General features: G+C 38.3%; 21 protein-coding genes. 6 read left to right on the top strand and 15 right to left on the bottom strand.

Annotated elements, in window-relative coordinates; all coding sequences use genetic code 11:
• Positions 1-44 precede the first annotated feature (44 nt).
• Positions 45-467: a PPC domain-containing protein gene (locus L5B83_RS09580; protein WP_250364387.1), complete on the bottom strand. Its 423-nt coding sequence runs from the start codon at positions 465-467 to the stop codon at positions 45-47.
• 165 nt (positions 468-632) lie between these two features.
• Between L5B83_RS09580 and L5B83_RS09585 the strand changes: the two genes are divergently transcribed.
• Entirely contained in the window at positions 633-2978 is a 2346-nt protein-coding gene (locus L5B83_RS09585) for a TonB-dependent receptor (protein WP_265778317.1), read from the top strand.
• A gap of 36 nt (positions 2979-3014) precedes the next feature.
• Here L5B83_RS09585 and L5B83_RS09590 read toward each other — a convergent pair whose 3' ends face one another.
• The 4 genes from L5B83_RS09590 to L5B83_RS09605 all read right to left on the bottom strand — a co-directional run bounded on the left by L5B83_RS09590 (position 3015) and on the right by L5B83_RS09605 (position 6711).
• Positions 3015-3344: a branched-chain amino acid transporter permease gene (locus tag L5B83_RS09590; protein WP_250364385.1), complete on the bottom strand. Its 330-nt coding sequence runs from the start codon at positions 3342-3344 to the stop codon at positions 3015-3017.
• Entirely contained in the window at positions 3341-4063 is a 723-nt protein-coding gene (locus L5B83_RS09595; RefSeq protein ID WP_265778318.1) for an AzlC family ABC transporter permease, read from the bottom strand. The genes L5B83_RS09590 and L5B83_RS09595 overlap by 4 nt, the downstream gene beginning before the upstream one ends.
• A 10-nt stretch (positions 4064-4073) precedes the next feature.
• Entirely contained in the window at positions 4074-5003 is a 930-nt protein-coding gene (locus tag L5B83_RS09600; RefSeq protein WP_250350472.1) for a LysR family transcriptional regulator, read from the bottom strand.
• Between the two features lie 106 nt (positions 5004-5109).
• Positions 5110-6711 carry a phosphoethanolamine transferase gene (locus L5B83_RS09605; protein WP_250364384.1) on the bottom strand — a complete coding sequence of 534 codons (1602 nt, stop codon included), beginning with the start codon at positions 6709-6711 and terminating at the stop codon, positions 5110-5112.
• 248 nt (positions 6712-6959) lie between these two features.
• On the opposite strand from L5B83_RS09605, the gene metE reads away from it, so the two are divergent.
• Positions 6960-9236 (top strand): 5-methyltetrahydropteroyltriglutamate--homocysteine S-methyltransferase, encoded by a 2277-nt coding sequence (gene metE, locus L5B83_RS09610; RefSeq protein ID WP_265778319.1) that lies wholly within the window; start codon positions 6960-6962, stop codon positions 9234-9236.
• 218 nt (positions 9237-9454) lie between these two features.
• On the opposite strand, the gene yciH is transcribed toward metE, so the two are convergent.
• The 7 genes from yciH to cmk all read right to left on the bottom strand — a co-directional run bounded on the left by yciH (position 9455) and on the right by cmk (position 14823).
• Positions 9455-9772: a stress response translation initiation inhibitor YciH gene (gene yciH, locus L5B83_RS09615; RefSeq protein ID WP_265778320.1), complete on the bottom strand. Its 318-nt coding sequence runs from the start codon at positions 9770-9772 to the stop codon at positions 9455-9457.
• Between the two features lies 1 nt (position 9773).
• The gene (gene pyrF / locus L5B83_RS09620) at positions 9774-10469 is read right to left on the bottom strand and encodes an orotidine-5'-phosphate decarboxylase (RefSeq protein ID WP_250349752.1); all 696 of its coding nucleotides are present in this window, start codon (positions 10467-10469) and stop codon (positions 9774-9776) included.
• 17 nt (positions 10470-10486) lie between these two features.
• The gene (gene lapB / locus L5B83_RS09625) at positions 10487-11677 is read right to left on the bottom strand and encodes a lipopolysaccharide assembly protein LapB (RefSeq protein ID WP_250349751.1); all 1191 of its coding nucleotides are present in this window, start codon (positions 11675-11677) and stop codon (positions 10487-10489) included.
• Positions 11677-11973: a LapA family protein gene (locus L5B83_RS09630; protein WP_250349750.1), complete on the bottom strand. Its 297-nt coding sequence runs from the start codon at positions 11971-11973 to the stop codon at positions 11677-11679. The genes lapB and L5B83_RS09630 overlap by 1 nt, the downstream gene beginning before the upstream one ends.
• Positions 11974-12040: 67 nt before the next feature.
• Positions 12041-12325 carry an integration host factor subunit beta gene (locus tag L5B83_RS09635; RefSeq protein WP_250349749.1) on the bottom strand — a complete coding sequence of 95 codons (285 nt, stop codon included), beginning with the start codon at positions 12323-12325 and terminating at the stop codon, positions 12041-12043.
• Between the two features lie 66 nt (positions 12326-12391).
• On the bottom strand, positions 12392-14035 hold the full coding sequence (gene rpsA / locus L5B83_RS09640) for a 30S ribosomal protein S1 (protein ID WP_250349748.1): 1644 nt from the start codon (positions 14033-14035) through the stop codon (positions 12392-12394).
• Between the two features lie 110 nt (positions 14036-14145).
• Positions 14146-14823: a (d)CMP kinase gene (cmk, locus tag L5B83_RS09645; RefSeq protein WP_265778321.1), complete on the bottom strand. Its 678-nt coding sequence runs from the start codon at positions 14821-14823 to the stop codon at positions 14146-14148.
• A 325-nt stretch (positions 14824-15148) separates the two neighbouring features.
• Between cmk and L5B83_RS09650 the strand changes: the two genes are divergently transcribed.
• The 4 genes from L5B83_RS09650 (at position 15149) to L5B83_RS09665 (ending at position 19305) form a co-directional block, all read left to right on the top strand.
• Positions 15149-16153, top strand: a complete 1005-nt coding sequence (locus L5B83_RS09650) for an ornithine carbamoyltransferase (RefSeq protein ID WP_265778322.1) — start codon at positions 15149-15151, stop codon at positions 16151-16153.
• A 19-nt stretch (positions 16154-16172) separates the two neighbouring features.
• Positions 16173-17102, top strand: a complete 930-nt coding sequence (gene arcC, locus L5B83_RS09655; protein ID WP_265778323.1) for a carbamate kinase — start codon at positions 16173-16175, stop codon at positions 17100-17102.
• 74 nt (positions 17103-17176) lie between these two features.
• The gene (locus tag L5B83_RS09660) at positions 17177-18700 is read left to right on the top strand and encodes a YfcC family protein (RefSeq protein ID WP_265778324.1); all 1524 of its coding nucleotides are present in this window, start codon (positions 17177-17179) and stop codon (positions 18698-18700) included.
• 137 nt (positions 18701-18837) lie between these two features.
• A complete protein-coding gene (locus tag L5B83_RS09665) occupies positions 18838-19305 on the top strand; it encodes an Lrp/AsnC family transcriptional regulator (protein WP_250349743.1) in 468 nt (155 codons plus the stop codon).
• Positions 19306-19354: 49 nt separating this feature from the next.
• Here L5B83_RS09665 and L5B83_RS09670 read toward each other — a convergent pair whose 3' ends face one another.
• From L5B83_RS09670 to L5B83_RS09680, 3 genes are all read right to left on the bottom strand, one after another.
• Positions 19355-20224: a VirK/YbjX family protein gene (locus L5B83_RS09670; RefSeq protein ID WP_265778325.1), complete on the bottom strand. Its 870-nt coding sequence runs from the start codon at positions 20222-20224 to the stop codon at positions 19355-19357.
• Positions 20225-20325: 101 nt separating this feature from the next.
• Positions 20326-21666, bottom strand: coding sequence for an argininosuccinate synthase (argG, locus tag L5B83_RS09675; protein WP_265778326.1), 1341 nt, complete (start codon positions 21664-21666; stop codon positions 20326-20328).
• Between the two features lie 84 nt (positions 21667-21750).
• Positions 21751-22587, bottom strand: a complete 837-nt coding sequence (locus tag L5B83_RS09680; protein ID WP_265778327.1) for an SDR family oxidoreductase — start codon at positions 22585-22587, stop codon at positions 21751-21753.
• Between the last annotated feature and the right edge of the window lie 17 nt (positions 22588-22604).

The following is a 22604-nucleotide window of genomic DNA, read 5'->3' on the forward strand; positions in this document are numbered from 1 at the left end:
TAAAATAGGTTTATCAAAGAATAAGTTAAAATTTAACGCTGATACTATTTCAATTCAATCGTTAACTCATAGCTAGAAGTCTTACCTTTATAGGAGGCTGCTCGAGGCTGACCTACTCGTAATTCATATTGTCCTGTTTCTGGTAGCGTATAAGCTTCACCATAAGAATAATCATCATATCCATATAAGAAAGCATCTACATTCCCTTGGGTAACCAGTTTAACAATTAATGTTTGCCCTTTTTTTCCTTCAAAAGGATAACTTTGGAAATCATAGCCAGTAACTTTTCCTTCATAATGTTGAACAAACGCCTGAGTATTTTCAGTCTCTTGCTTAGCTTGAGCTTGTTCAACAACATCTGTTTTTGTTGCAGCGGTATCAGTCTTTGTGGCTTGTTCGCAACCTGATAAACCGACAAGACCTACAGCTAAAAATGCACAGTAAATTTTGTTTAATGTTTTCATCATTTCCTCTCTCGTTAGATAAAAATAGCACACCATAAAAATGGATGGTGTGTCTATTATGTTATCACTTATTTTGTAAAAATAATAAAGTTTCTTTATCTCCATTTACTTTTAGCCATTTTATGTTAGCATTTCCACTTATTTTTCATTAAAAAATAAGGTATATAAATGCAATCTTTTGAATTTCATAAACTTTCATTATTTTTAATCGCAGCAGCGAGTACAATGCCATCAAATGCGGAGCAAAATGGAGAAAATAGCCAACAATTGGCGCCCATTTTAGTTGAAACCACCATTTCTCCAACTGCGGTACCCGATCATTATTTGCATACGCAACATAAAATCACCGAACAGCAATTAAAACAGAACTATTCGACAACCATTGGTTCAGTCGTAGATAAAACCTCAGGTGTACAAAGCAGTTCTTTTGGACCAAATGCAAGTCGTCCTATTATTCGAGGATTATCAGGTCAGCGTGTTACTGTTTTACAAAATAATATGCCGATCAATGACTTAGCTATAGTAAGTGGTAATCTTGCAACTTCTGTCGATCCATTGAATGCAAAAGAAATTGAAATCAACAAAGGAAGTGCCAGTATTCTATACGGTGGACGTAGCCTTGGTGGTGCAGTGAATGTATTAGATAATTCAATCCCTAATAAAATTTCGCATCAAAAAATAAGCGGACAAGTAACCCTAAATAAAGGAATTAATGCGCCAAACCAAGGGCTATTTCAGCTCAATCTGAGTAATGATGAACATTGGGCAGGGCATATCAGTGGAAGTATCAGTAAGATTTCTTCTGTAAAAATACCTCATCGAACCAAATCTTCTGTTTGCTATGATAAAAGCTATCTACAATCTCGGACAGATTTACAGCGTCAATGTCAGGTAAGTATTCCTGTATTAACAACAATTAATCCAGCCTATTTTAAATATATTAGTCAATATTATTTAGATAATTATCAAGATACGAGCTTAGGTCTTACTGAAGAAGATAAATATACGAATAACCGTGGTAATGTTTTTGTGCAAAACCCACCAAATCCTTTATATGTACCAAATAGCCCTTACTATGCAGAGAAATTTGGTGAAATGAAAGAATATCGTTCTTATCCGTACGGAAAAATACCGAATAGCCACTCGCAAACACGTACCTTTACGCTTGGTACGAGTTACATTAGTGATTTTGGTTACTCAGGCATTGCTTGGCATTATTATGATGCGGATTATGGCGTACCGGGGTTTGCTTATTTAAATACCCAAACCATAGATGGTTATGCGCCAGTCAATGTGAAAAATAAAACTCATCGCTTAGACTGGCGAACACATTGGAAAACACCATTTACTGGTATCGATGCCATTGATTTACAAGTAAATTATCAACAAGCTAAAGATAATGAATACCTTGGTGATGTACTTTCTAATGGATTTCAGTCAAAAAATTACAGTTATCGCCTCTATGCAAGCCATCAACCTTTATTTGGACGCCTGATCGGCACAATTGGTACTGATTTTTCTCATCAACACGTACAACCAAATGGAGAAGATGCTTATTTGCCTCATTTAACAAGAAAATCTTATAGTGTATATGGTATTGAAACCCTTGATCTTTCTCCATTTATGCTAGAAGCAGGACATCGTATTGAAAAAGTGCGGTATAAATTAGGTGAGAATGTTGCTGGCACTGCAAGAGGGATAGGCGGCTATTATGCGAAAGATCGTGAATTTTATTTGCAAAATAGTCATCTTGCTCTGCAATTTAATCCAACTGACAATAGCTACCTCAGAATTCAACGCACCTTTGCCGAACGCGCCTTAGAAATGAATGAATTATATGCTAATAATAACCACTATGCGTTATTAATCGAAGAAAATGGTGATGCTCGGCTTGCGAAAGAAAAGAGTAAAACGTGGGAATTTTCGATCGGATATAGCACTGATCCTTTCGATATTAGCCTAAACTGGTATCAAACAAAATTCGATCATTTTACTTATTTAGGTTATACCGGTGTCGCACGAAATGGTTTAATGGTAAAAGAATGGCGTCAGACCCCATTTACCTTAACTGGATGGGAATTAGATTTAACTTATACGATGGAAACTGCTCATTTCGGTACTTGGTATTGGCATACTTTTTATGATCAAGTCAAACAGAAACTCCCTCATCGTCTAACTGGGCTAGGAAACTATTTACCTAATTTACCATCATCTCGATTTGGCGCTGATCTGAATATTGAATATGATCGATGGAAAGGATTTATTTCTGCTATTCATTACAAAACACAAAAAAATGTCAGCAATGAAATTGATGAAAAACTTTCCGTTCCTTCTTTCACGCTTGTTGATTTAGGCATCAGCTATACCTATCCTTGGAAACAAACAGAAATTGAGCTTTACCTCAATGTAAATAATATAACGAACAGAGAAGCGCGCTCTAATACGTCATCATTAAAATTTCTCGCTCCATTAGCAGGGAGAAATGCCAGTTTAGGTTTAAATATCAAATTTTAATACTCACAGAAACCACGTCTAATCAGCGTGGTTTCTTTATTTAAACACCATCTGTACTAAAAACATATAAATCACTGTTCCTGCAATGATGGAAAGAAACATATTCTTTTTCCAAAAATGTAACGCTAATACAATTCCCCCTGCAATAAAATCAGGTGCGCCAAAATAGGCCGTATTCATATCAATATTTTTATAACAATATACGACAAGCATACCGAACATTGCTGGCGGTAATACTTTACCTAAATAACGAATATATTCAGGAATAGGACGCTCAGCAGGAAAGATCCAAAAAGGTAACCATCTTGTTAATTGAACGGCTAACACAGCAAGAGAAATCGTAATAATTTGTTGAGTTAATGTCATTTTTCCACCTGTTCTAAGGTTACATTCAATTTTGCTCGCCATAAGGTTAAAACTAACCAAATAATCGCTAATGTAGGAAGAAGAAAATAATTTTTACCGACAACAAGCAAGCACAACGATGCCACACCAATACCTAATAACGAACTCTTATGTGATTTTTCCTTAAGCCAATTTTCTGCAAAAATCACTAAAAATAGTGCGGTCATTGCAAACTCAATGCCTTTGAGATCAAAAGGAATAATATTGCCGAATACATTTCCTAACAGTGCGCCTAACACCCAATAAATATGAAGATAAAGGCTGACAAAAAACATATACCATCCTTTATCTAAATGCGAAGGAATAGTCGCAACATAATTCAGTGAAAAACTCTCATCAACCAGTGAACTAATCAGATACCAACGTTTTTTACCTACGCGACTGCCATATTTCTCCAACATAGAAATACTATAAAAAATTTGACGTAAACTCACCATCAAGGTTAATAAAAAAACATAAACGGGCGTGAATACCCCCATCAATGCCCCAGCAACAATAAACTCCACAGAGCCTGCATAAATCAGTAATGCCATTAAAAAAGGATACCAAGCATTAAAACCTAATCCTTTCATATAAAGCCCGTATGCAAACCCTAAAAATAAAAAACCAACCAACATAGGTAAAGAATAAGGGAATGCCGCTCTTGCGCTTTGCCAAATCTTATTTTGCGTTGCAATCATACTTATCTCGCTACTCTTCTAAAATGGATAATCCGGGCAAGGTTGAAAAACTTTGGGCTTTCACTGTCTCATAAAAATCCTCAACAAAGGCAACCTCTGTATCAGCTTCACGAAATGCCCCATAAAGATTACTATATAACCCTTGTGAAGTGATCTTTCTCGCGACAATATAGCCTCGATCTAAATAAGGTTTTGCTGCCCAAAAAGGTAATGCTGCCACCCCTCTTTTACTCGCTACAAGCTGAATAATCGCAATGGTCAATTCACTTGTTCTACGAGTAGGATTGATCCCCGCAGGCTGCAACACTTTTTTCAGCAAATCTAACATATCATCAGGAACGGGATAGGTAATTAATGTTTGATCAAGAAAATCCTCCGCCTGCCAAACCGCTTTATTGGCAAGAGAATGATCCTTCGCGCATAATCCTACCATCTCATAAGAAAATAACGGTTTATAGGTAATACCGACAGTCTCTTCAACCTCCGAAACCACCGCCCAATCTGCACGATGGGTTAATAATAGCCCAACAGGATCAGTATGAAAGCCAGAAACAATATCTAACTCCACTAAAGGCCAATGTTGGCGAAAACTATCCATTGCGGGCATTAACCAGTCAAAGCAAGTATGACATTCTACCGCAATGCGCAGCTCCCCCGCTTCCCCTTGCTTCACTCGTGAAAGATCTCGCTCGGCCTCAATAATTTGTGGTAAAACTTCATTTGCTAATTTAATCAAACGCTCGCCAGCCGCCGTAAAGCGTAAAGGCTGACTTTTTCGCTCAAATAGCGCAAGACCATATTGATCTTCCAATAACTTTATCTGATGAGAAAGGGCTGATTGCGTTAAATAAATACGCTTCGCCGCTAAAGAAACACTCCCCGTCTCTTTTAATGCAATCAGTGTTTTAAGATGTCGAATTTCTAAAAATGTGGGTTTCATTAAATGGATTCATAGATATAAAACAAGATAATGAAAATTATACAACAAAAAAGCACCGCACTTTAATGATTAATATAAAGTGCGGTGGTTTTTATTTAAAAATTTATTAATTCTTATCTTTCATCATTGTTGGCATAACGAAATTTGTATATGGAGGAGAAATCTTTAAATATCCTTGATCCCCAGTTAGATCATTATTATTCACATACCCTAACTTACACGAACTGATCTCCTGCTTATAGCCAAAAAGATTGAGTAATAAAGTTGAAATTTGCTGATGAAATAAACGATCACATTGTGAAAAATCTTGATGTAATTGCTGTTGCAACACTCTGTCAGGGGTATATAACACTGTCGGCACAAGATAATTATCTTCGTCCATTGTTGCCTGAATATGACGCTCGGGGGTAACAAACTGCCCGTGATCAGAAGTATAAACAAACAGCCAATCTTGCGCTGATTGCTGTTCTAAATAATGAATAATGGCTTTCATTAGCTGATCGGTGGCATAAATAGTATTGTCATATTCATCATTTGCTGTTTTATCGCCAAATACTTTTTGCTCCGCAGTTAAAATCTTGCCATAAGGCATATGTGAACCGCGCTGATGTAAAATAATAAAATGATTACCTTCCTGTAAATTAATCTTTTTCAATAAGGGTAATAATTCCCTATCGGACATATGTTGTTTAAATCCAAAACCAAGATCTGTAGGATATTTCAGCTCATCAATCCACGTTTTTCCTAATAAATTAAGCAGATCCATATCCTCTTGCGACTGTGCAGTATAAAAATAAGTTTGATAACCTTGCTGTTTGGCTAAACGAAACAGATTTGTTGTACCTTTAGAAATTTGAGCTAATCCATTTGGATATTGAATCGCATTAAATAATGAAGGGAGTGTAATCACAGTAAGCAAGCCGGCTGAATAAGTTTCTTTTACAAGAGGCTGTGCATCAGATTGAGCGAATTGTGTTAAAAATGGTGTAGTCTGTCTATCCGCAAAATTATAGCCAAAGTAACTGACGTGTTTAGCACTTTCACTCTCACCAAGTAAGAAAATAATATTACGAACTTTAGGTTTACTTGCGACTTGTGGCTCTGCCATTTGATAATCAGGCACCACACTTAAATGCAAAAATTTATAGGGTAAAGTATGCCCTACAAATGAACTTAAACTAAGATAGTTTGTTTTAATTCGGCTATAAGAAAGTTTTGAATAAATAATGCTTTTACTCTCATCTAAAGCCACACGCACAATACCGAAAATCATCAAGAGAAAAAATACGCCATCAGCAATCCAAGAACGTTTACGTTGAAAACATAAAATAGAGCTGACAAAAATAACTTCTAACAAACCCCATAATGCGGGAAATAATGTCTTTCCAACCAATGAGCTAGTTGCCCCCATTACTTCGTGCCATTCTTTAAATAGCAAATATAAATTCATTGGCGTAACCCAGCCTTGATAAGCCGCATAATGGATATTGTTACCAATAAAACTCATTGCAAAGAAAGCAAGAAGCAAGCATTGCGCTACCCTTGATTTAACAAAATATAACAATGCAACAAATACCAAAATAAACGCATAATTCTCCGCTAACTTACCCATAGGCAAAGCTGGAACAGCAAACACAATGCGATAAAGTAATTCACTTCCGAGTAATAGCACACTGTATAACACAATGAGTGATAGGGCTTTTTTCATTTTGATGATCCTAAAAGATTAAAATGAGCGAGATTGTAGCACAACACAATGATTTATATAAACAAAGCACGCTAGCTAAAAAGTGCGGTGCTTTTTGAATAAATTTTTGCCATTATATGAATATTAATTTTATTCATACAAACTGTGAAAATTATGATATTGCATAATATAAAACCTTTCGGCATTATTAAACACAAGAAAGACGTTTAGACGTCTATTTGATTAATAATAAAGACAGGAGTTTGATTATGACAACATTTCATCTTTTAGGTTTTCCTCGTGTTGGAGCAAAGCGTGAGCTTAAATTTGCCCAAGAGCGTTATTGGCGTGGCGAGATTGCTGAGCAAGATTTATTGGATATCGCCAAAGCGCTACGTGAAATAAACTGGAAACACCAAGCGGCAGCAAAGGCAGATTATGTGGCAGTGGCAGATTTCACCTTTTACGATCATATTTTGGATCTACAGGTGGCAACAGGGGCAATTCCTGCACGTTTCGGTTTTGATAGCCAACAATTAACGCTTGATCAATATTTCCAACTAGCGCGCGGTAACAAAGAGCAATTCGCCATTGAGATGACAAAATGGTTCGACACTAACTACCACTATTTAGTGCCAGAATTCCACAAAAACACCGAATTTAAAGCCAATCCAGCTCATTATGTACAACAAATTCGTGAAGCAAAAGCGCTTGGTTTAACGGTGAAACCAACCATTGTTGGTCCATTAACCTTCTTACATTTAGGTAAAGAAAAAGGCGACGCGTTTGATCGCTTTACACTCTTAAATAAACTCGTGCCTATTTATGTGGAAATCCTAAATGCCTTAGCCGCAGAAGGCGTGGAATGGATCCAAATTGATGAACCTGCGCTTGCGGTAGATTTACCAGCACAATGGGTAGCTGCTTATCAGGCTGTTTATGCTGAATTAAGCGAAAAAGTAAACGCAAAATTACTTTTAGCCACCTATTTTGGTTCAGTGGCAGAACACGCGAACTTATTGAAATCACTCCCCGTAGACGGTTTACATATTGATTTAGTGCGTGCGCCTGAGCAGCTTGCCGCCTTTAGCGATTATGAGAAGGTACTATCCGCTGGCGTAATCGATGGACGCAATGTGTGGCGCGCTAATTTAAACCAAGTATTAGATGTGCTTGAGCCATTAAAAGCACAATTAGGCGAACGTTTATGGATTGCCCCGAGCTGCTCTTTATTGCATAGCCCTTATGATTTATCTGTGGAAGTGCAACTAAAAGAAAACAAACCTGCGCTTTATAGCTGGCTTGCTTTCACGTTACAAAAAGTACAAGAATTATCGGTCATTAAAACCGCACTTGAACAAGGTCGTGCAGCAGTTCAAGCAGAATTAGATGCCAGTCAAGCTGCTGCTGATACGCGAGCCAACAGCACAGAAATTCATCGCCCAGAAGTTGCTGAACGTTTAGCCAATTTGCCAGAAGGGGCGGATCAACGTAAATCGCCATTTGCTGAGCGTATTGCCAAACAAAATGCGTGGTTAAATTTACCTTTATTGCCAACCACTAATATCGGTTCATTCCCACAGACCAGTGAGATTCGTCAAGCCCGTGCGCAATTTAAGAAAGGCACATTAAGCCTTGAAGACTACGAAGCCGCAATGAAAAAAGAAATTGAGTTGGTCGTGCGTGAGCAAGAGCGTCTAGACTTAGATGTGTTGGTACACGGTGAAGCAGAGCGTAACGATATGGTGGAATATTTTGGTGAATTATTAGACGGTTTCGCGTTTACCAAATTTGGTTGGGTGCAAAGCTACGGTTCACGTTGCGTTAAACCACCCATTATTTATGGTGATGTAGTTCGCCCAGTGCCAATGACGGTTCGCTGGTCGCAATATGCCCAAAGTCTCACCAACAAAGTGATGAAAGGAATGCTCACCGGCCCTGTTACCATTTTACAATGGTCTTTCGTACGTAACGATATTCCACGCGCAACAGTGTGTAAACAGATTGGTGTCGCCCTGTCTGACGAAGTGTTAGATTTAGAAAAAGCAGGCATTAAAGTGATCCAAATTGACGAGCCGGCTATCCGTGAAGGTTTACCGCTTAAACGTGCGGATTGGGACGCCTATCTTCAATGGGCAGGCGAGGCATTCCGTTTAAGCTCAATGGGCGTGCAAGATGATACGCAAATTCACACACATATGTGTTATTCCGAATTTAACGATATTTTACCGGCTATCGCCGCACTTGATGCCGACGTGATTACTATTGAAACCTCACGTTCAGATATGGAATTGCTAAACGCTTTCGCCGATTTCAAATATCCAAATGATATTGGCCCGGGTGTTTATGATATTCACAGCCCACGCGTACCAAAAGCAGAAGAAATTGAGCATCTGCTACGCAAAGCGTTGAATGTTGTACCAAAAGAGCGTTTATGGGTGAATCCAGATTGCGGTTTAAAAACTCGTGGTTGGACAGAAACTTTACAACAATTAGAAGTGATGGTTGATGTGACGAAGAAATTACGCGCTGAACTCGCTCAATAAAAAATAGAGAAAAAACCACCGCACTTCGCGCCAAAATCCTAGATACCTAGGAAACAAAATATTGAGCCCTGTATTACATAGGGCTCAATTTATTTAGCACGTTTTTTATCTGTTACTGGTTATAATAGCGAAGATACTCGGGATCACCACTTCTAGCTCTGCCACATTAGCAAAAAACATTTCGGCTTTATAATGGTAAAAAAGAGTTCAATCGCTCATTATGCTAGCTTAACCTTAAAACCTTTTTGTTCTAATAATTGTTTGAGTAACTCTCGTTTTTCGCCTTGAATTTCAATTAAACCATTTTTCACTGAACCACCGCAACCACAACGTTTTTTCAGTTCTGCAGCCAATTTTTTCAATTCATCATCGGGCAAGTCTAGACCTTTTATTACGCTAACGCCACTCCCCTTTCTTCCGCTCACTTGGCGTTCAATGCGAATAACGCCATCACCTTTAGGGCGAACAGGCTGTTGTTTTTTTTCTGTTTGGATTCTGCCTATTTCCGTAGAGTAAACTAAAGTGCTTTCTGACATATTAGCCCTCAATAGACGCATTGATTGCGCGCAATACTTCTGCTGGATTTTCAGCTTGAGTAATTGGACGGCCGATAACCAAATAATCAGAACCCGCTTGAATTGCCGCAGCTGGAGTCATTACACGACGTTGATCACCAAAGTCTGCGCCAATAGGACGAATACCCGGAGTGATCAGTTTGAAATCGCTACCACAATGTGCGCGTAAAATTTCGACTTCTTGTGGTGAACATACTACGCCATCAAGTCCTGCACGTTGAGTTAAATGAGCAAGGCGAATCACTTGCTCCATTGGTGAAGCATTAATGCCAATTTGCAGCAGATCGAGATCTTCCATACTCGTTAGCACAGTAACGCCAATTAAAATTGGCGCATCTTTTCCATAAGGCACAAGAATATTTTTGGCTTCTTCCATCATTCGCAAGCCACCACTGGCGTGTAAATCCACCATCCAAACGCCTAAATCTGCCGCAGAACGCACCGCTCTTGCCACCGTGTTAGGAATATCGTGAAACTTGAGATCAAGAAAAACGTCAAAATTACGGCTATGTAGCTGTTTGACAAAATTTGTGCCTAGTGTGGTAAACATTTCTTTGCCTACTTTTAAGCGGCATTGGCTTGGGTCAAGCTGATCCACCAAAGCAAGGGCTTGTTCTTCTTTTTCATAATCTAAGGCAACAATGACTTTACTACTCATTTTCTCTTCCTCATTAGTTAATGATATTCAATATCTGGCGTGGGTTTGATGCTTTCCCATTGACGACAAGAAGGGCAGCACCAGATGAGTTTATTGGTTTGATAACCACAATTCGTACAGCGATAATCAAAACCTTGTTTAATCCGCTCACCAACCATTTTTGAGAGTAAAATGAGGCTCTCTTTACCTCGCCCTTCTTCTGCACTTTCAATTTGATATTGGATAAAGCGATGAAAAACAATGGTTGTTGGGTTTTGATTGAGCTGTTGATAAAGTTTGGCTTGCGCAGCCACAAGGCCATCTTTTTCTGCAATAAAATCCGCTAAGGCAAGATCAACGGCGCTACTTTTGCCTACTTGGCTTGCTTTAATAAGAAAAAGCTCAAAATTATCTTGTTGATGTAATTCTTCATAGCAATATTTTAAGGCGGATAATGCCTCACTAATATAAGCGGGATTTTGCTGTAAAATATTTTCTAAATTTTTTACCGCACTTTGGTAATCCAGTTGCAAGATTTCATTTTGAGCCAATAATAGCGAGGCTCGGATACAATTTGGATAGACGGTTAATGCACGCTGTAAAAGCGCGGTGGTTATTTTTCTTTGTTCTGAATCTAGGCTCTGAGCATATTCACAATAGTAATGCGCCAAAGGGATAGGATCAAAGTGCGGTGAAATTTTGGCAAGTTTTTCTGCGACATTAATAGCTTTTTTCCATTCTTTCATTTTTTGATAAATCACCGCTAACTGCTGTAAGGCATTTTCAGCAAAATCGGGTTCATCGACTAAAAGAATATACAATGCTTCAGCACGATCAAAAAAACCAACCGTCATAAAATCCCGTGCAAGCTGTTGTTTGGCGAGAAGTTTTTGTTCAAAGCTATAATTTGGACTACGATCTAGGGCTTGGTGGATTCGCAATGCACGATCTACTTCACCACGAGAACGGAATAAGTTTCCTAATGTGAGTTCCGCTTCAAATTGCGAACTTTGTTCAATTTCATTTTCTTGCTCTTGTTTTTGTAAAATACCTAAAAACAAATCAACTGCTTTTTCTTGCTGATTAGAGAGAAGCAAATTCACCCCCGTTACATAATCACGGGATAATTTATTCGTGATGTCTTCCTGATCCTTTTTCGCACTACGATGCCCCATATACCATCCATAAGCAGCAGCAATAGGAAGCAGTAGAAAAAGCAGCTCGAGCATTATTGTGCAGCCTTATCTCGGCTTGAAGTTAATTCAGTAATTTGTGAGGAAAGGCGTTTTACCTTGCGTGCTAATCCCATATTTTTTAATTTTAATTTGAGATAAAAAAAGCCAGTAATAAACCAACCTAAAAGCAAGCCAAAACCAAATAAGATAGCCACTAAAGTAGAAAGCTGTAGTTCACTTTGAGCAACAATATAATTAAAGGTAATGAGTTGATCATTATTCGCCCCAATGGTGATGGCGACAAGTACAACGGCGAGTAAAATAATAAAACCGAAAATATACTTAATCATTACGCACTCCAAAAGATTTAAATAAATACAAAAAACGACACAAAGGTGCCGTTTAGTTAGCTGACTATTATGCTTGAATATCTACACGCATTCTAAGATCTTTACCAGCTTTAAAGTGCGGTACAGATTTTGCATCTAATTCAACTTTAGCACCCGTTTTAGGGTTACGCCCTACACGAGGCTGACGGAAATGTAGTGAAAAACTGCCAAAACCACGAACTTCAACACGCTCTCCATTTTCTAAGGTCTGCGCAATTTGCTCTAAAATCTCTTTTACTGCATTTTCTACTTCTTTAACTGAAATAGAAGGATGCTGTTGAACTAATGCTTCAATGAGTTCTGATTTAGTCATAATATTCTCCTAACTATCAATAAGTTAGCGTGAGTTTCCTCACGCCAACTTTAAAGGGAACTAAAATTATTCACCTTTAGCTGCTTTGAATGCTTCAGCCATTGCATTTGGAATAACCACTTCTTCTTTATTCACATTTGCAACTGCTGCCGCTTCTTCAGCTTGATCTTTCGCTTTCACAGATAAGTGAACTAAACGAGCTTTACGATCTACACCGGTGTATTTCGCTTCAACAACATCACCTTCAGCAACTTCGCTTGTTAAATCAGCAGCACGGATGTAACCTTCAACACCGCCGTCTAACTCAACTTTAGCGCCTTTTGCATCTGCTTCAACAACTTTAGCACTTACGATAGCGCCTTTTTTGTTTGCTGCGATGAAGTTATTGAATGGATCATCTTCAAGTTGTTTGATACCTAAAGAGATACGCTCTTTTGCTGAATCCACTTGTAATACTACTGCAGAGACTTCATCACCTTTTTTGTAGTTACGAACAGCTTCTTCACCCGGAACATTCCAAGAAATGTCAGATAAGTGAACTAAGCCATCAATCCCCCCTTCAAGACCGATGAAGATACCGAAGTCAGTAATTGACTTAATTTTACCTGTAACTTTATCGCCTTTGTTGTGAGTGTCAGCAAATTGTAACCACGGGTTAGGTTTACATTGTTTTAAACCTAAAGAAATACGACGACGTTCTTCATCAATTTCTAATACCATTACCTCAACAGTATCACCTAAGCTAACCACTTTAGATGGGTGAATGTTTTTGTTTGTCCAATCCATTTCAGAAACGTGAACTAAGCCTTCAACGCCTTCTAAAATTTCAACGAAACAACCATAGTCTGTTAAGTTAGTCACTTTACCAGTTAATTTGCTACCAACTGGGTGATTTTCTGCGATAGCAACCCAAGGATCTTGACCTAATTGTTTTAAGCCTAAAGATACACGAGTACGATCTTTATCGAATTTTAATACTTTAACTGTGATTTCATCACCCACATTCACGATTTCGCTTGGGTGTTTAACGCGTTTCCAAGCCATATCAGTGATGTGTAATAAACCATCAACGCCACCTAAATCAACGAATGCGCCGTAGTCAGTTAAGTTTTTAACTGTACCTTTAACTTCTGCGCCTTCAGCAAGGTTAGCTAAGATTTCTTCACGATCTTGACTGTTTTCTGATTCAATAACAGCACGACGAGAAACCACAACGTTGTTACGTTTTTGATCTAATTTGATTACTTTGAATTCTAATTCTTTACCTTCAAGGTGTAAGGTATCACGCACTGGACGAGTATCTACTAATGAACCCGGTAAGAATGCACGAACACCGTTTAACTCAACTGTGAAACCACCTTTCACTTTACCGTTGATTAAACCGATAACTGTTGCTTGTTCTTCATAGGCTTTTTCTAATTCAATCCAAGATTCGTGACGTACTGCTTTTTCACGAGATAATTTAGTTTCACCAAAACCATCTTCCACAGCGTCTAACGCAACGTTTACCACGTCGCCAACTTTAACGTCTAATTCACCTTGTGCATTTTGGAATTCTTCAGCTGGGATACGTGCTTCAGATTTTAAACCTGCATCGACATATACGAAGCCTTTTTCAATAGCAACAACTGTACCGTTAACGATTGAACCTAAACGAGTTTCAAGGTCTTTTAATGATTCTTCAAAGAGTTGAGCAAAAGATTCTGACATAATTAATCTTCTAAATTTAGTTAATAACGTCCACTTTATATCCATAAAAAGTGGGGCTGATAATAAATGTTTATCCATCCTTGAATAAACTGATGAAAATAATTTAAGCCTTAGAGACTAACCTTCTGACGAATATAATCAAGTGCTTGGGCTATTACCGCCTCAATACTTAATTCCGTGCTATCTAATAGCAATGCATCATCCGCAGGTTTAAGTGGCGCAACAGGACGATTTCTATCGCGAAAATCACGCTCTTTTATCTCGGCTAAAATCTGTGCAAAGTTACCACTAATTCCTTTATTTTGCAACTGTTTATAGCGTCTTTTCGCTCTTTCTTCAACACTTGCATCTAAAAATAACTTGACTTGTGCCTGAGGGAAAACCACCGTCCCCATATCTCGCCCGTCTGCGATAAGCCCTTTCTCCGTCGCAAAGCTTTGTTGTAACTGCAATAATGCTTGGCGCACTTGTGGAAACACCGCCACTTTTGAAGCCGCATCAGCCACTTCTTGAGTGCGAATTTGTCCACTCACATTTTCCCCTTCTAAGATAATTTTCACTTCATTATCTTCAGGTAAAAATGCCACATCTAAATGACGTGCTAAATTTGCCAACGCCATTTCATCATCTAACGACACTTGCTTTTTCAACGCAGCCAATGCCGTAACACGATAAATAGCCCCGCTATCTAACAAAGCAAAACCTAATTGCTGTGCCAACGCATAACATAACGTGCCTTTACCCGCGCCACTTGGGCCATCGACGGTGATGACGAGATTATTCTGCATAGTCATTCATTCTCTATTGTGTTTTATGAAAGTAGCAATCATAGCACAGCTCTGTGCTTTTCGCATTGTGATTTATAAAGTGCGGTGATTTTTTATAAAATTTTTTGCTTTATTACAATTCCAAATAAATCTTTTTTCTTTATTGAAAAGAAATAACAGGCTTTGCTTTTTTCTTAGAATTTTGTGCGAAAAATTTACATTCAAATAGAAAATTACGTACCTTATTCGACATAGCCCTTTTTATAATTCATATCAATTCAAGGTGTTGTATCCACTACATAATTTTATGTAGCTCTTTCCTCTCAATCATATAAGGAGAAATATTATGGCTTTTAATCTTAAAAATAGGCATTTACTCAGTCTAGTGAATCACTCTGAACGTGAAATTAATTATTTACTTGAGCTTTCTCGAGATTTAAAACGAGCAAAATATGCTGGCACAGAACAGCAAAAATTAAAAGGTAAAAATATTGCCTTGATTTTTGAGAAAACCTCAACTCGCACTCGCTGTGCATTTGAAGTTGCTGCTTATGATCAAGGTGCAAACGTAACTTATATTGATCCAACTTCTTCACAAATCGGTCATAAAGAAAGTATGAAAGACACAGCACGTGTACTCGGGCGAATGTATGATGCGATTGAATATCGTGGTTTCAAACAAACAGTAGTTGAGGAACTAGCAGAATATGCGGGAGTACCTGTCTTTAATGGTTTAACCGACGAATTCCACCCAACCCAAATGCTCGCAGATGTGCTGACAATGATCGAAAATTGCGACAAACCACTCACGCAAATTAAATATGTTTATATTGGAGATGGACGTAATAATGTAGGCAACTCTTTATTATTAATCGGGGCCAAATTAGGTATGGATGTGCGTATTTGTAGCCCTAAATCGCTTTTACCAGAACCTGAATTAGTGACAATGTGTGAAAAATTTGCACAAGAAAGTGGCGCGCGAATTACTGTAACCGAAAATATCGATCTTGCTGTAAAAGATGTGGACTTTGTACATACCGATGTATGGGTTTCTATGGGGGAACCATTAGAAAGCTGGGGAGAACGTATTAAATTGCTTTTGCCTTACCAAGTCACCCCTGAATTAATGAAACGTACAGGCAATCCAAGAGCAAAATTTATGCATTGCTTACCTGCTTTCCATAACAGTGAAACCAAAGTGGGGCGCCAAATTGCCGAAACCTATCCTGAATTGGCCAATGGTATTGAAGTAACTGAAGATGTATTTGAATCATCAATGAATATTGCCTTTGAACAAGCCGAAAACCGTATGCACACCATTAAAGCGGTGCTTTATGCAAGCTTAACCTAGGGAATAAAAGGAGAATATTATGCGAATAGTCATTGCATTAGGGGGGAATGCGCTACTCCGCCGAGGAGAACCCTTAACAGCAGAGAATCAACGACAAAATGTCAGAATTGCTTGTGAACAGATTGCCAAGATTTGGCCTAATAATGAATTAGTTATCGCTCACGGTAATGGTCCTCAAGTAGGCTTATTAGCCTTGCAAGGTGCTGCTTATAAAGATGTCCCAACTTACCCGCTTGATGTACTTGGTGCAGAGTCAGTAGGAATGATTGGCTATATGATTCAACAAGAATTAGGTAATCTTGTACCATTTGAAGTCCCATTTGCCACATTACTTTCTCAGGTTGAAGTGGATAAAAATGATCCCGCATTCCAAAACCCAACAAAACCAATTGGACCAGTTTATACCAAAGAAGAAGCGGATAAATTAGCTAAAGAAAAAGGATGGTCCATTGCACAAGATGGTGATAAATATCGTCGTGTTGTACCAAGCCCATTACCAAAACGGATTTTTGAAACTCGTCCCGTACAGTGGTTGCTTGAAAAAGGCAGTATTGTTATCTGTGCAGGTGGCGGTGGTATTCCAACCTACTATGATGATCAACATAATCTTTGTGGTGTTGAAGCGGTCATTGATAAAGATCTTTGTTCTGCGCTATTAGCAGAAAATTTAGAGGCTGATCTCTTTATTATTGCCACAGATGTTTCCGCAGTGTATCTAAATTGGGGTCAAGAAAATCAACAAGCTATTGCAACGGCCCCTCCTGTTCTGCTAGAAGAAATGCCGTTCCCTTCTGGTTCAATGGGGCCAAAAGTCCAAGCTGCAGTGAATTTTGTTAAACATACGGGTAAAGATGCGGTGATAGGTTCACTTTCTGATATTGTGGATATTGTGAAAGGTAAAGCTGGTACGCGTATTACAACAAATGCCAAAGTGATAACCTACTATTGATAGTTAATTAATACGCTTTATAGGTCTATAAAGCGTATTCTTACCATAACTTACTGTATATAAAGGAGTATATTATGGAAAACGCACATAGAAAAACCTTTAACTTTCCATCAGCATTTTCAATTTTATTTGTTATTTTAATTATAGCCGTAGGACTCACTTGGATTATTCCCGCGGGTTCTTATTCCAAACTGACCTATAATTCGGCAAACAATGTCTTTGTGGTAAAAACCTATCAACAAGAAGATACCATTTTACCTCCAACCAAAGAATCCCTTGATAACTTAAATATTAAAATCGAATTATCAAACTTCACCGAAGGGACAATCAAAAAGCCAATTGCCATTCCTGGTACTTATCAACGTGTTCAACAAAATCCTAAAACACTGCAAGATATTGCAATCAGTATGGTACAAGGTACGATTGATGCTGCAGATATTATGGTATTTATCTTCGTTTTAGGAGGAATGATCGGGGTCATTAACCGAACAGGCTCTTTTAATGCGGGTCTGACTGCTTTGGCTAACCGCACTAAAGGCAATGAATTTTTGATTGTTTTCTGCGTATCCGTATTAATGGTAATTGGAGGAACAACCTGTGGCATTGAAGAAGAGGCCGTCGCATTCTATCCCATTCTTGTTCCCGTTTTCCTTGCTTTGGGATACGATGCCATTGTTTGCGTTGGCGCAATTTTTCTAGCTTCATCAATGGGAACTGCATTCTCTACTATCAATCCATTCTCAGTGGTAATTGCCTCTAATGCAGCTGGTATTCCATTCACTGAAGGGATTACTTGGCGATTTGCTGGCCTAATTCTCGGCTCAATTTGTGTCATCGCTTATCTTTACTGGTACTGTAAAAAAATAAAAGCTGATCCGACCGCATCTTATACCTATGAAGATCGCGAAGAATTTGTCCAAAAGTACATGAAAAACATTGATACCAACCAGCTCATTAACTTCACCGTGCGTAGAAAAATCATCTTAATGTTGTTCTGTATCGCATTTCCAATAATGGTTTGGGGTGTAATGTTCGGTGGTTGGTGGTTCCCACAAATGGCGGCTTCCTTCCTTACCCTCACAATTATCATTATGTTTATTTCTAAACTAAAAGAAAAAGAAATCGTTAATGCCTTTACTGAAGAGGCATCAGAATTAGTTGGTGTTTCCCTTATCATTGGTTTAGCTCGAGGAGTAAATCTTGTACTTGATGAAGGAATGATTTCCGATACGATTCTTGCTTATGCATCAGAACTTGTTTCTGGCGTACCGGGAAGCGTATTTATTTTAGCACAACTTGTGATCTTCATCTTCCTTGGTTTAATTGTACCGTCTTCATCAGGTTTGGCCGTGCTTGCAATGCCAATTATGGCGCCACTTGCAGACACCGTAGGCATTCCAAGACATATCATTGTATCCGCCTATAATTGGGGACAATATGCAATGCTATTCCTTGCACCAACAGGGCTTGTTCTCGTTACTTTGCAAATGCTCAATATTCCATTTAACAAATGGGTTCGTTTTGTTATGCCGATGATCGGATGTTTATTGGTAATAGGCTCAATCTTACTTGTTGTGCAAGTTTCACTTTATACTTGATACTCACACTTGCGTGTAACCAAATTGCACGCAAGTGTTTTCTTATAAAGAATAAGCTAAACAACAACATAGATCACAGTTTTACCTCGATTATCTTGTTATAATCAATTCGGCATAAAGCTACACAAGGATAATGTATGGCTAAGAAAGTATTTGATAATATTGATACGCGAATTTTAAGAGCATTACAACGCAATGGACGCTTGCAAAATAACGAGTTAGCCAAAGAAGTGGGATTATCTAATTCCGCTTGTTTACGCCGAGTTAATATTTTAGAACAAAATGGCGTGATTGATAATTATGTTGCCTTGCTTAATCCGCAAAAACTTAACTGTAATCTGGTAATTTATGTGCTAGGTTCATTTTTTGAAGAAGATCCCAAAGTCCGCGAACGCTTTATGTTTGAAATGAAATCCTTGCCACAAATTGCAGAATGCCATTTAATGGCGGGAGATTATGACTTTATCCTTAAATTATTCGTTTCCAATCTTGAAGAGTTTCATTCAATTAAAATACGTTATCTCACTAAAGAAATCGGTATCAAAAATATCAAATCTGAAATAGCCTTAAAAACTGTCAAAAACACCACCGAGCTCCCACTTTGATTTACCTAGAAAACGTACCCAAAAGTGCGGTCACTTTTGGGCCTATTTTTTAGCTAAATATTGTATTTAAATCAGTTTCCAATTCATCCAACATTTCATACCGTTTACGATACATTGAACGTTTTTTGCTTTGAATATCTTCTAAAGGTTTGCGTTCTATCTCAAGTGGTAATGTCCAGTAGCCATTCTCGGCTATCCCATTGTTTTCTTTCCAAAAATCATCATAATTGAATAATAGACGGTTATAATCATTCCAACGATATTTCGCTTGATTTTTATGTGGGATTGCAACTAATTCACAAGCAAAAAGTTGGCATAGTAGCTTAAATACATTCACAATCATAAACATTGGTCTAATGCCATATAAAGATTTAGTTGCAGATTTCACCAACTGTTGCGAATTAGCTTCATTAGGGCCTTGAATGGATGCAATCAATAATTTATTAGGTGTTAAAAAGCTAAAAGAGGCATCATAGACATTCTCATCATTTTCATTTTTGATATTGATAGAGAGAAATCCCTCAAAAGGATCAATAGCATTAATATTTAAGTATAGCTTTAAGCCATCAGGTAATTCAGCCAACAAAACACGATCTTCTCTGATCAATGTTTCTAGCCTCTCATTTCCTAGAAATTTTTCTGCTAATTGAAAATTAGCTAATATTGATTGAATCCGTACCTTTTTACTAAAGCGATTATCACAATATTTTCTTAACACCGCATTACAACGATAAGGGACTTTCTCAAAGATAGGTATCCACTTCGGATCTTGATTTAAAAATAGCGTGAATTGATGACATTCTTTATAACATAATACACGATAGAAATAATAGCGGAGACGTGAACGTAGACGCTTTAGGAAGCGTTTATCATAGGGTTGCAAGGTTTTAAAATCAGGAAAAGAAAACGAACTGGACATAAAAATACCGATAAAAAGCCAAAATAAGGTGAAAATTTTAATAAAAAATAACCACACTTTCAATGTAATAAAAGTGCGGTTAAATTTTTACACGATTTTAATTAATCTTTTTTATTATTTAACTGTGGTAAAAAAGAGTCTTTTGAAATGCTTAACAAACCAGTTTGGGTATAAATACCTAATTTATCACGGGTATCGACAATATCTAAGTTACGCATTGTTAATTGACCGATGCGATCTAATGGATCGAATGGGGCATTTTCAATTTTTTCCATACTTAAACGTTCTGGGTGATAGGTGCTGTTCGCTGATGACGTGTTTAAGATGGAATAATCATTGCCACGGCGTAGTTCAAGAGTAACTTCACCAGTGATCGCACGCGCAACCCAACGCTGCGCAGTTTCACGCAACATTAATGCTTGCGGATCGAACCAGCGACCTTGATACAATAAACGACCTAGACGTAAACCGTTAATGCGGTATTGTTCAATGGTGTCTTCATTGTGGATTGCACTGAGCAAACGCTCGTAGGCAATATGTAATAATGCCATTCCCGGCGCTTCATAAATACCGCGAGATTTTGCCTCAATAATGCGGTTTTCAATTTGGTCTGACATTCCTAAACCGTGGCGACCACCAATGCGGTTTGCTTCAAGGAAGAGTTCGACTGAATCGCTAAATGATTTACCATTTAATGCCACTGGCACGCCTTCTTCAAAGCGAACCGTAACTTCTTCAGGTTTAATTTCTACTTCTTCACGCCAGAATGGTACGCCCATAATTGGATTCACAATACGAATGCCACGGCTTAATAATTCGAGATCTTTCGCCTCGTGTGTCGCCCCCAGCATATTAGAATCTGTTGAGTAGGCTTTTTCGACAGACATTTTATATTCAAAACCATTAGCGATTAAGAATTCTGACATCTCGTGGCGACCGCCGAGTTCCTCAATAAAGCGATCATCTAACCAAGGTTTATAAATTTTTAAATTTGGGTTAGTTAATAAACCGTAACGATAAAAACGCTCAATATCATTCCCTTTGAAGGTGCTTCCATCGCCCCAGATATTGACATCATCTTCTTTCATTGCGGAAACCAGCATTGTTCCTGTTACCGCACGACCTAATGGTGTGGTGTTGAAGTAAGTTGCGCCCCCTGTAGAAATATGAAATGCCCCACATTGGATCGCCGCAATCCCTTCGTGCGCAAGCTGGCTACGACAGTCGATTAAACGTGCGTTTTCCGCACCATATTCCATCGCTTTGCGTGGAATGGCATTGTAATCTTCTTCATCAGGCTGACCTAAATTTGCCGTATATGCATAAGGAATTGCCCCATTTTGACGCATCCAAAGCAATGCGGCACTGGTATCTAATCCGCCAGAAAAGGCAATCCCAACTTTTTGTCCGACTGGAAGGTTTTGTAAAATCGTGTTTGACATAGTAATACCTTAGTTGTTGCTTTTGTGTGAGTAATGTTAAATCGGCTTATTATCAATGAAATCGTCTTTAAAGTCCATTAGGCATTAAAGCGATTTTGCTTCTGGAAGCATTAAGTCTGGATCAGGATATTGATAAACAAAATCTAATTCTTGGCAAATTTTATTGCCTTCAATAATTCGCCTTGGGTCCGTAGATGAACAAATAAAGTGCGGTGCAATTACACCAAGTTTTTCCGCCATTTTCCCATAATATTGCGCTTTGGTCGGATGACAAGGTGCAGAAAGATGATACAGACGCTGCCCACTTGGGGTTTCAAGCAAAAGCTGAATCGCTCTCGCACAATCATCAATATGCACTAAATTGACTGGCGTGTTACCTTGTTTCACGTCTTGCTTATTTGCTAACGCATAAACTGGATGGCGATCTGCCCCCACAAGCCCTGCAAAGCGGATAATATCGCAATCAACATTGGGCAATGTGGCTAGCCATTTTTCAATTTCAAGCAAGCCCTGCCCAATTTCACTGTCAGGTTGTGGCAACTGCGCTTCATCAAAATGCCCACTTTGCATCGGAAAAACGGAACTGGAACTAATAAAAATAAAATGCTGAACACCGTGATTTAGCGCCTCATTGACCAAATTTTTAATGCCTTGCACATAATCTTTGACATCAAAAAAATATTGGCTTGGCGGAATATTTATCACCAAGCTATCCACGGCCAAAAGCGCAGATAAATCATCAGGATCGGCATTGATTTCAGGCTCAAGCAACAAGTGATAGGTTTCCAATCGCATTAAGCGCATTTGTTCCACCTCATCGTGTGTACGTTTCGTGCCTTTTACTGTCCAGCCTAAATGTTTTAAATGGCGAGCAAGGGGCAACCCTAACCAACCTAATCCAACGATTGCAACAGATCGCATATTACCTCGGTAATCCA

The organism is Avibacterium sp. 21-599 (genome assembly GCF_026226765.1).
In the GTDB taxonomy this organism is placed as follows: domain Bacteria; phylum Pseudomonadota; class Gammaproteobacteria; order Enterobacterales; family Pasteurellaceae; genus Avibacterium.

Coding starts and splice junctions, on each gene's coding strand:
- L5B83_RS09580 (WP_250364387.1), bottom strand. CDS start 467: ATGATGAAAACATTAAACAAAATTTACTGTGCATTTTTAGCTGTAGGT.
- L5B83_RS09585 (WP_265778317.1), top strand. CDS start 633: ATGCAATCTTTTGAATTTCATAAACTTTCATTATTTTTAATCGCAGCA.
- L5B83_RS09590 (WP_250364385.1), bottom strand. CDS start 3,344: ATGACATTAACTCAACAAATTATTACGATTTCTCTTGCTGTGTTAGCC.
- L5B83_RS09595 (WP_265778318.1), bottom strand. CDS start 4,063: ATGATTGCAACGCAAAATAAGATTTGGCAAAGCGCAAGAGCGGCATTC.
- L5B83_RS09600 (WP_250350472.1), bottom strand. CDS start 5,003: ATGAAACCCACATTTTTAGAAATTCGACATCTTAAAACACTGATTGCA.
- L5B83_RS09605 (WP_250364384.1), bottom strand. CDS start 6,711: ATGAAAAAAGCCCTATCACTCATTGTGTTATACAGTGTGCTATTACTC.
- metE (WP_265778319.1), top strand. CDS start 6,960: ATGACAACATTTCATCTTTTAGGTTTTCCTCGTGTTGGAGCAAAGCGT.
- yciH (WP_265778320.1), bottom strand. CDS start 9,772: ATGTCAGAAAGCACTTTAGTTTACTCTACGGAAATAGGCAGAATCCAA.
- pyrF (WP_250349752.1), bottom strand. CDS start 10,469: ATGAGTAGTAAAGTCATTGTTGCCTTAGATTATGAAAAAGAAGAACAA.
- lapB (WP_250349751.1), bottom strand. CDS start 11,677: ATGCTCGAGCTGCTTTTTCTACTGCTTCCTATTGCTGCTGCTTATGGA.
- L5B83_RS09630 (WP_250349750.1), bottom strand. CDS start 11,973: ATGATTAAGTATATTTTCGGTTTTATTATTTTACTCGCCGTTGTACTT.
- L5B83_RS09635 (WP_250349749.1), bottom strand. CDS start 12,325: ATGACTAAATCAGAACTCATTGAAGCATTAGTTCAACAGCATCCTTCT.
- rpsA (WP_250349748.1), bottom strand. CDS start 14,035: ATGTCAGAATCTTTTGCTCAACTCTTTGAAGAATCATTAAAAGACCTT.
- cmk (WP_265778321.1), bottom strand. CDS start 14,823: ATGCAGAATAATCTCGTCATCACCGTCGATGGCCCAAGTGGCGCGGGT.
- L5B83_RS09650 (WP_265778322.1), top strand. CDS start 15,149: ATGGCTTTTAATCTTAAAAATAGGCATTTACTCAGTCTAGTGAATCAC.
- arcC (WP_265778323.1), top strand. CDS start 16,173: ATGCGAATAGTCATTGCATTAGGGGGGAATGCGCTACTCCGCCGAGGA.
- L5B83_RS09660 (WP_265778324.1), top strand. CDS start 17,177: ATGGAAAACGCACATAGAAAAACCTTTAACTTTCCATCAGCATTTTCA.
- L5B83_RS09665 (WP_250349743.1), top strand. CDS start 18,838: ATGGCTAAGAAAGTATTTGATAATATTGATACGCGAATTTTAAGAGCA.
- L5B83_RS09670 (WP_265778325.1), bottom strand. CDS start 20,224: ATGTCCAGTTCGTTTTCTTTTCCTGATTTTAAAACCTTGCAACCCTAT.
- argG (WP_265778326.1), bottom strand. CDS start 21,666: ATGTCAAACACGATTTTACAAAACCTTCCAGTCGGACAAAAAGTTGGG.
- L5B83_RS09680 (WP_265778327.1), bottom strand. CDS start 22,587: ATGCGATCTGTTGCAATCGTTGGATTAGGTTGGTTAGGGTTGCCCCTT.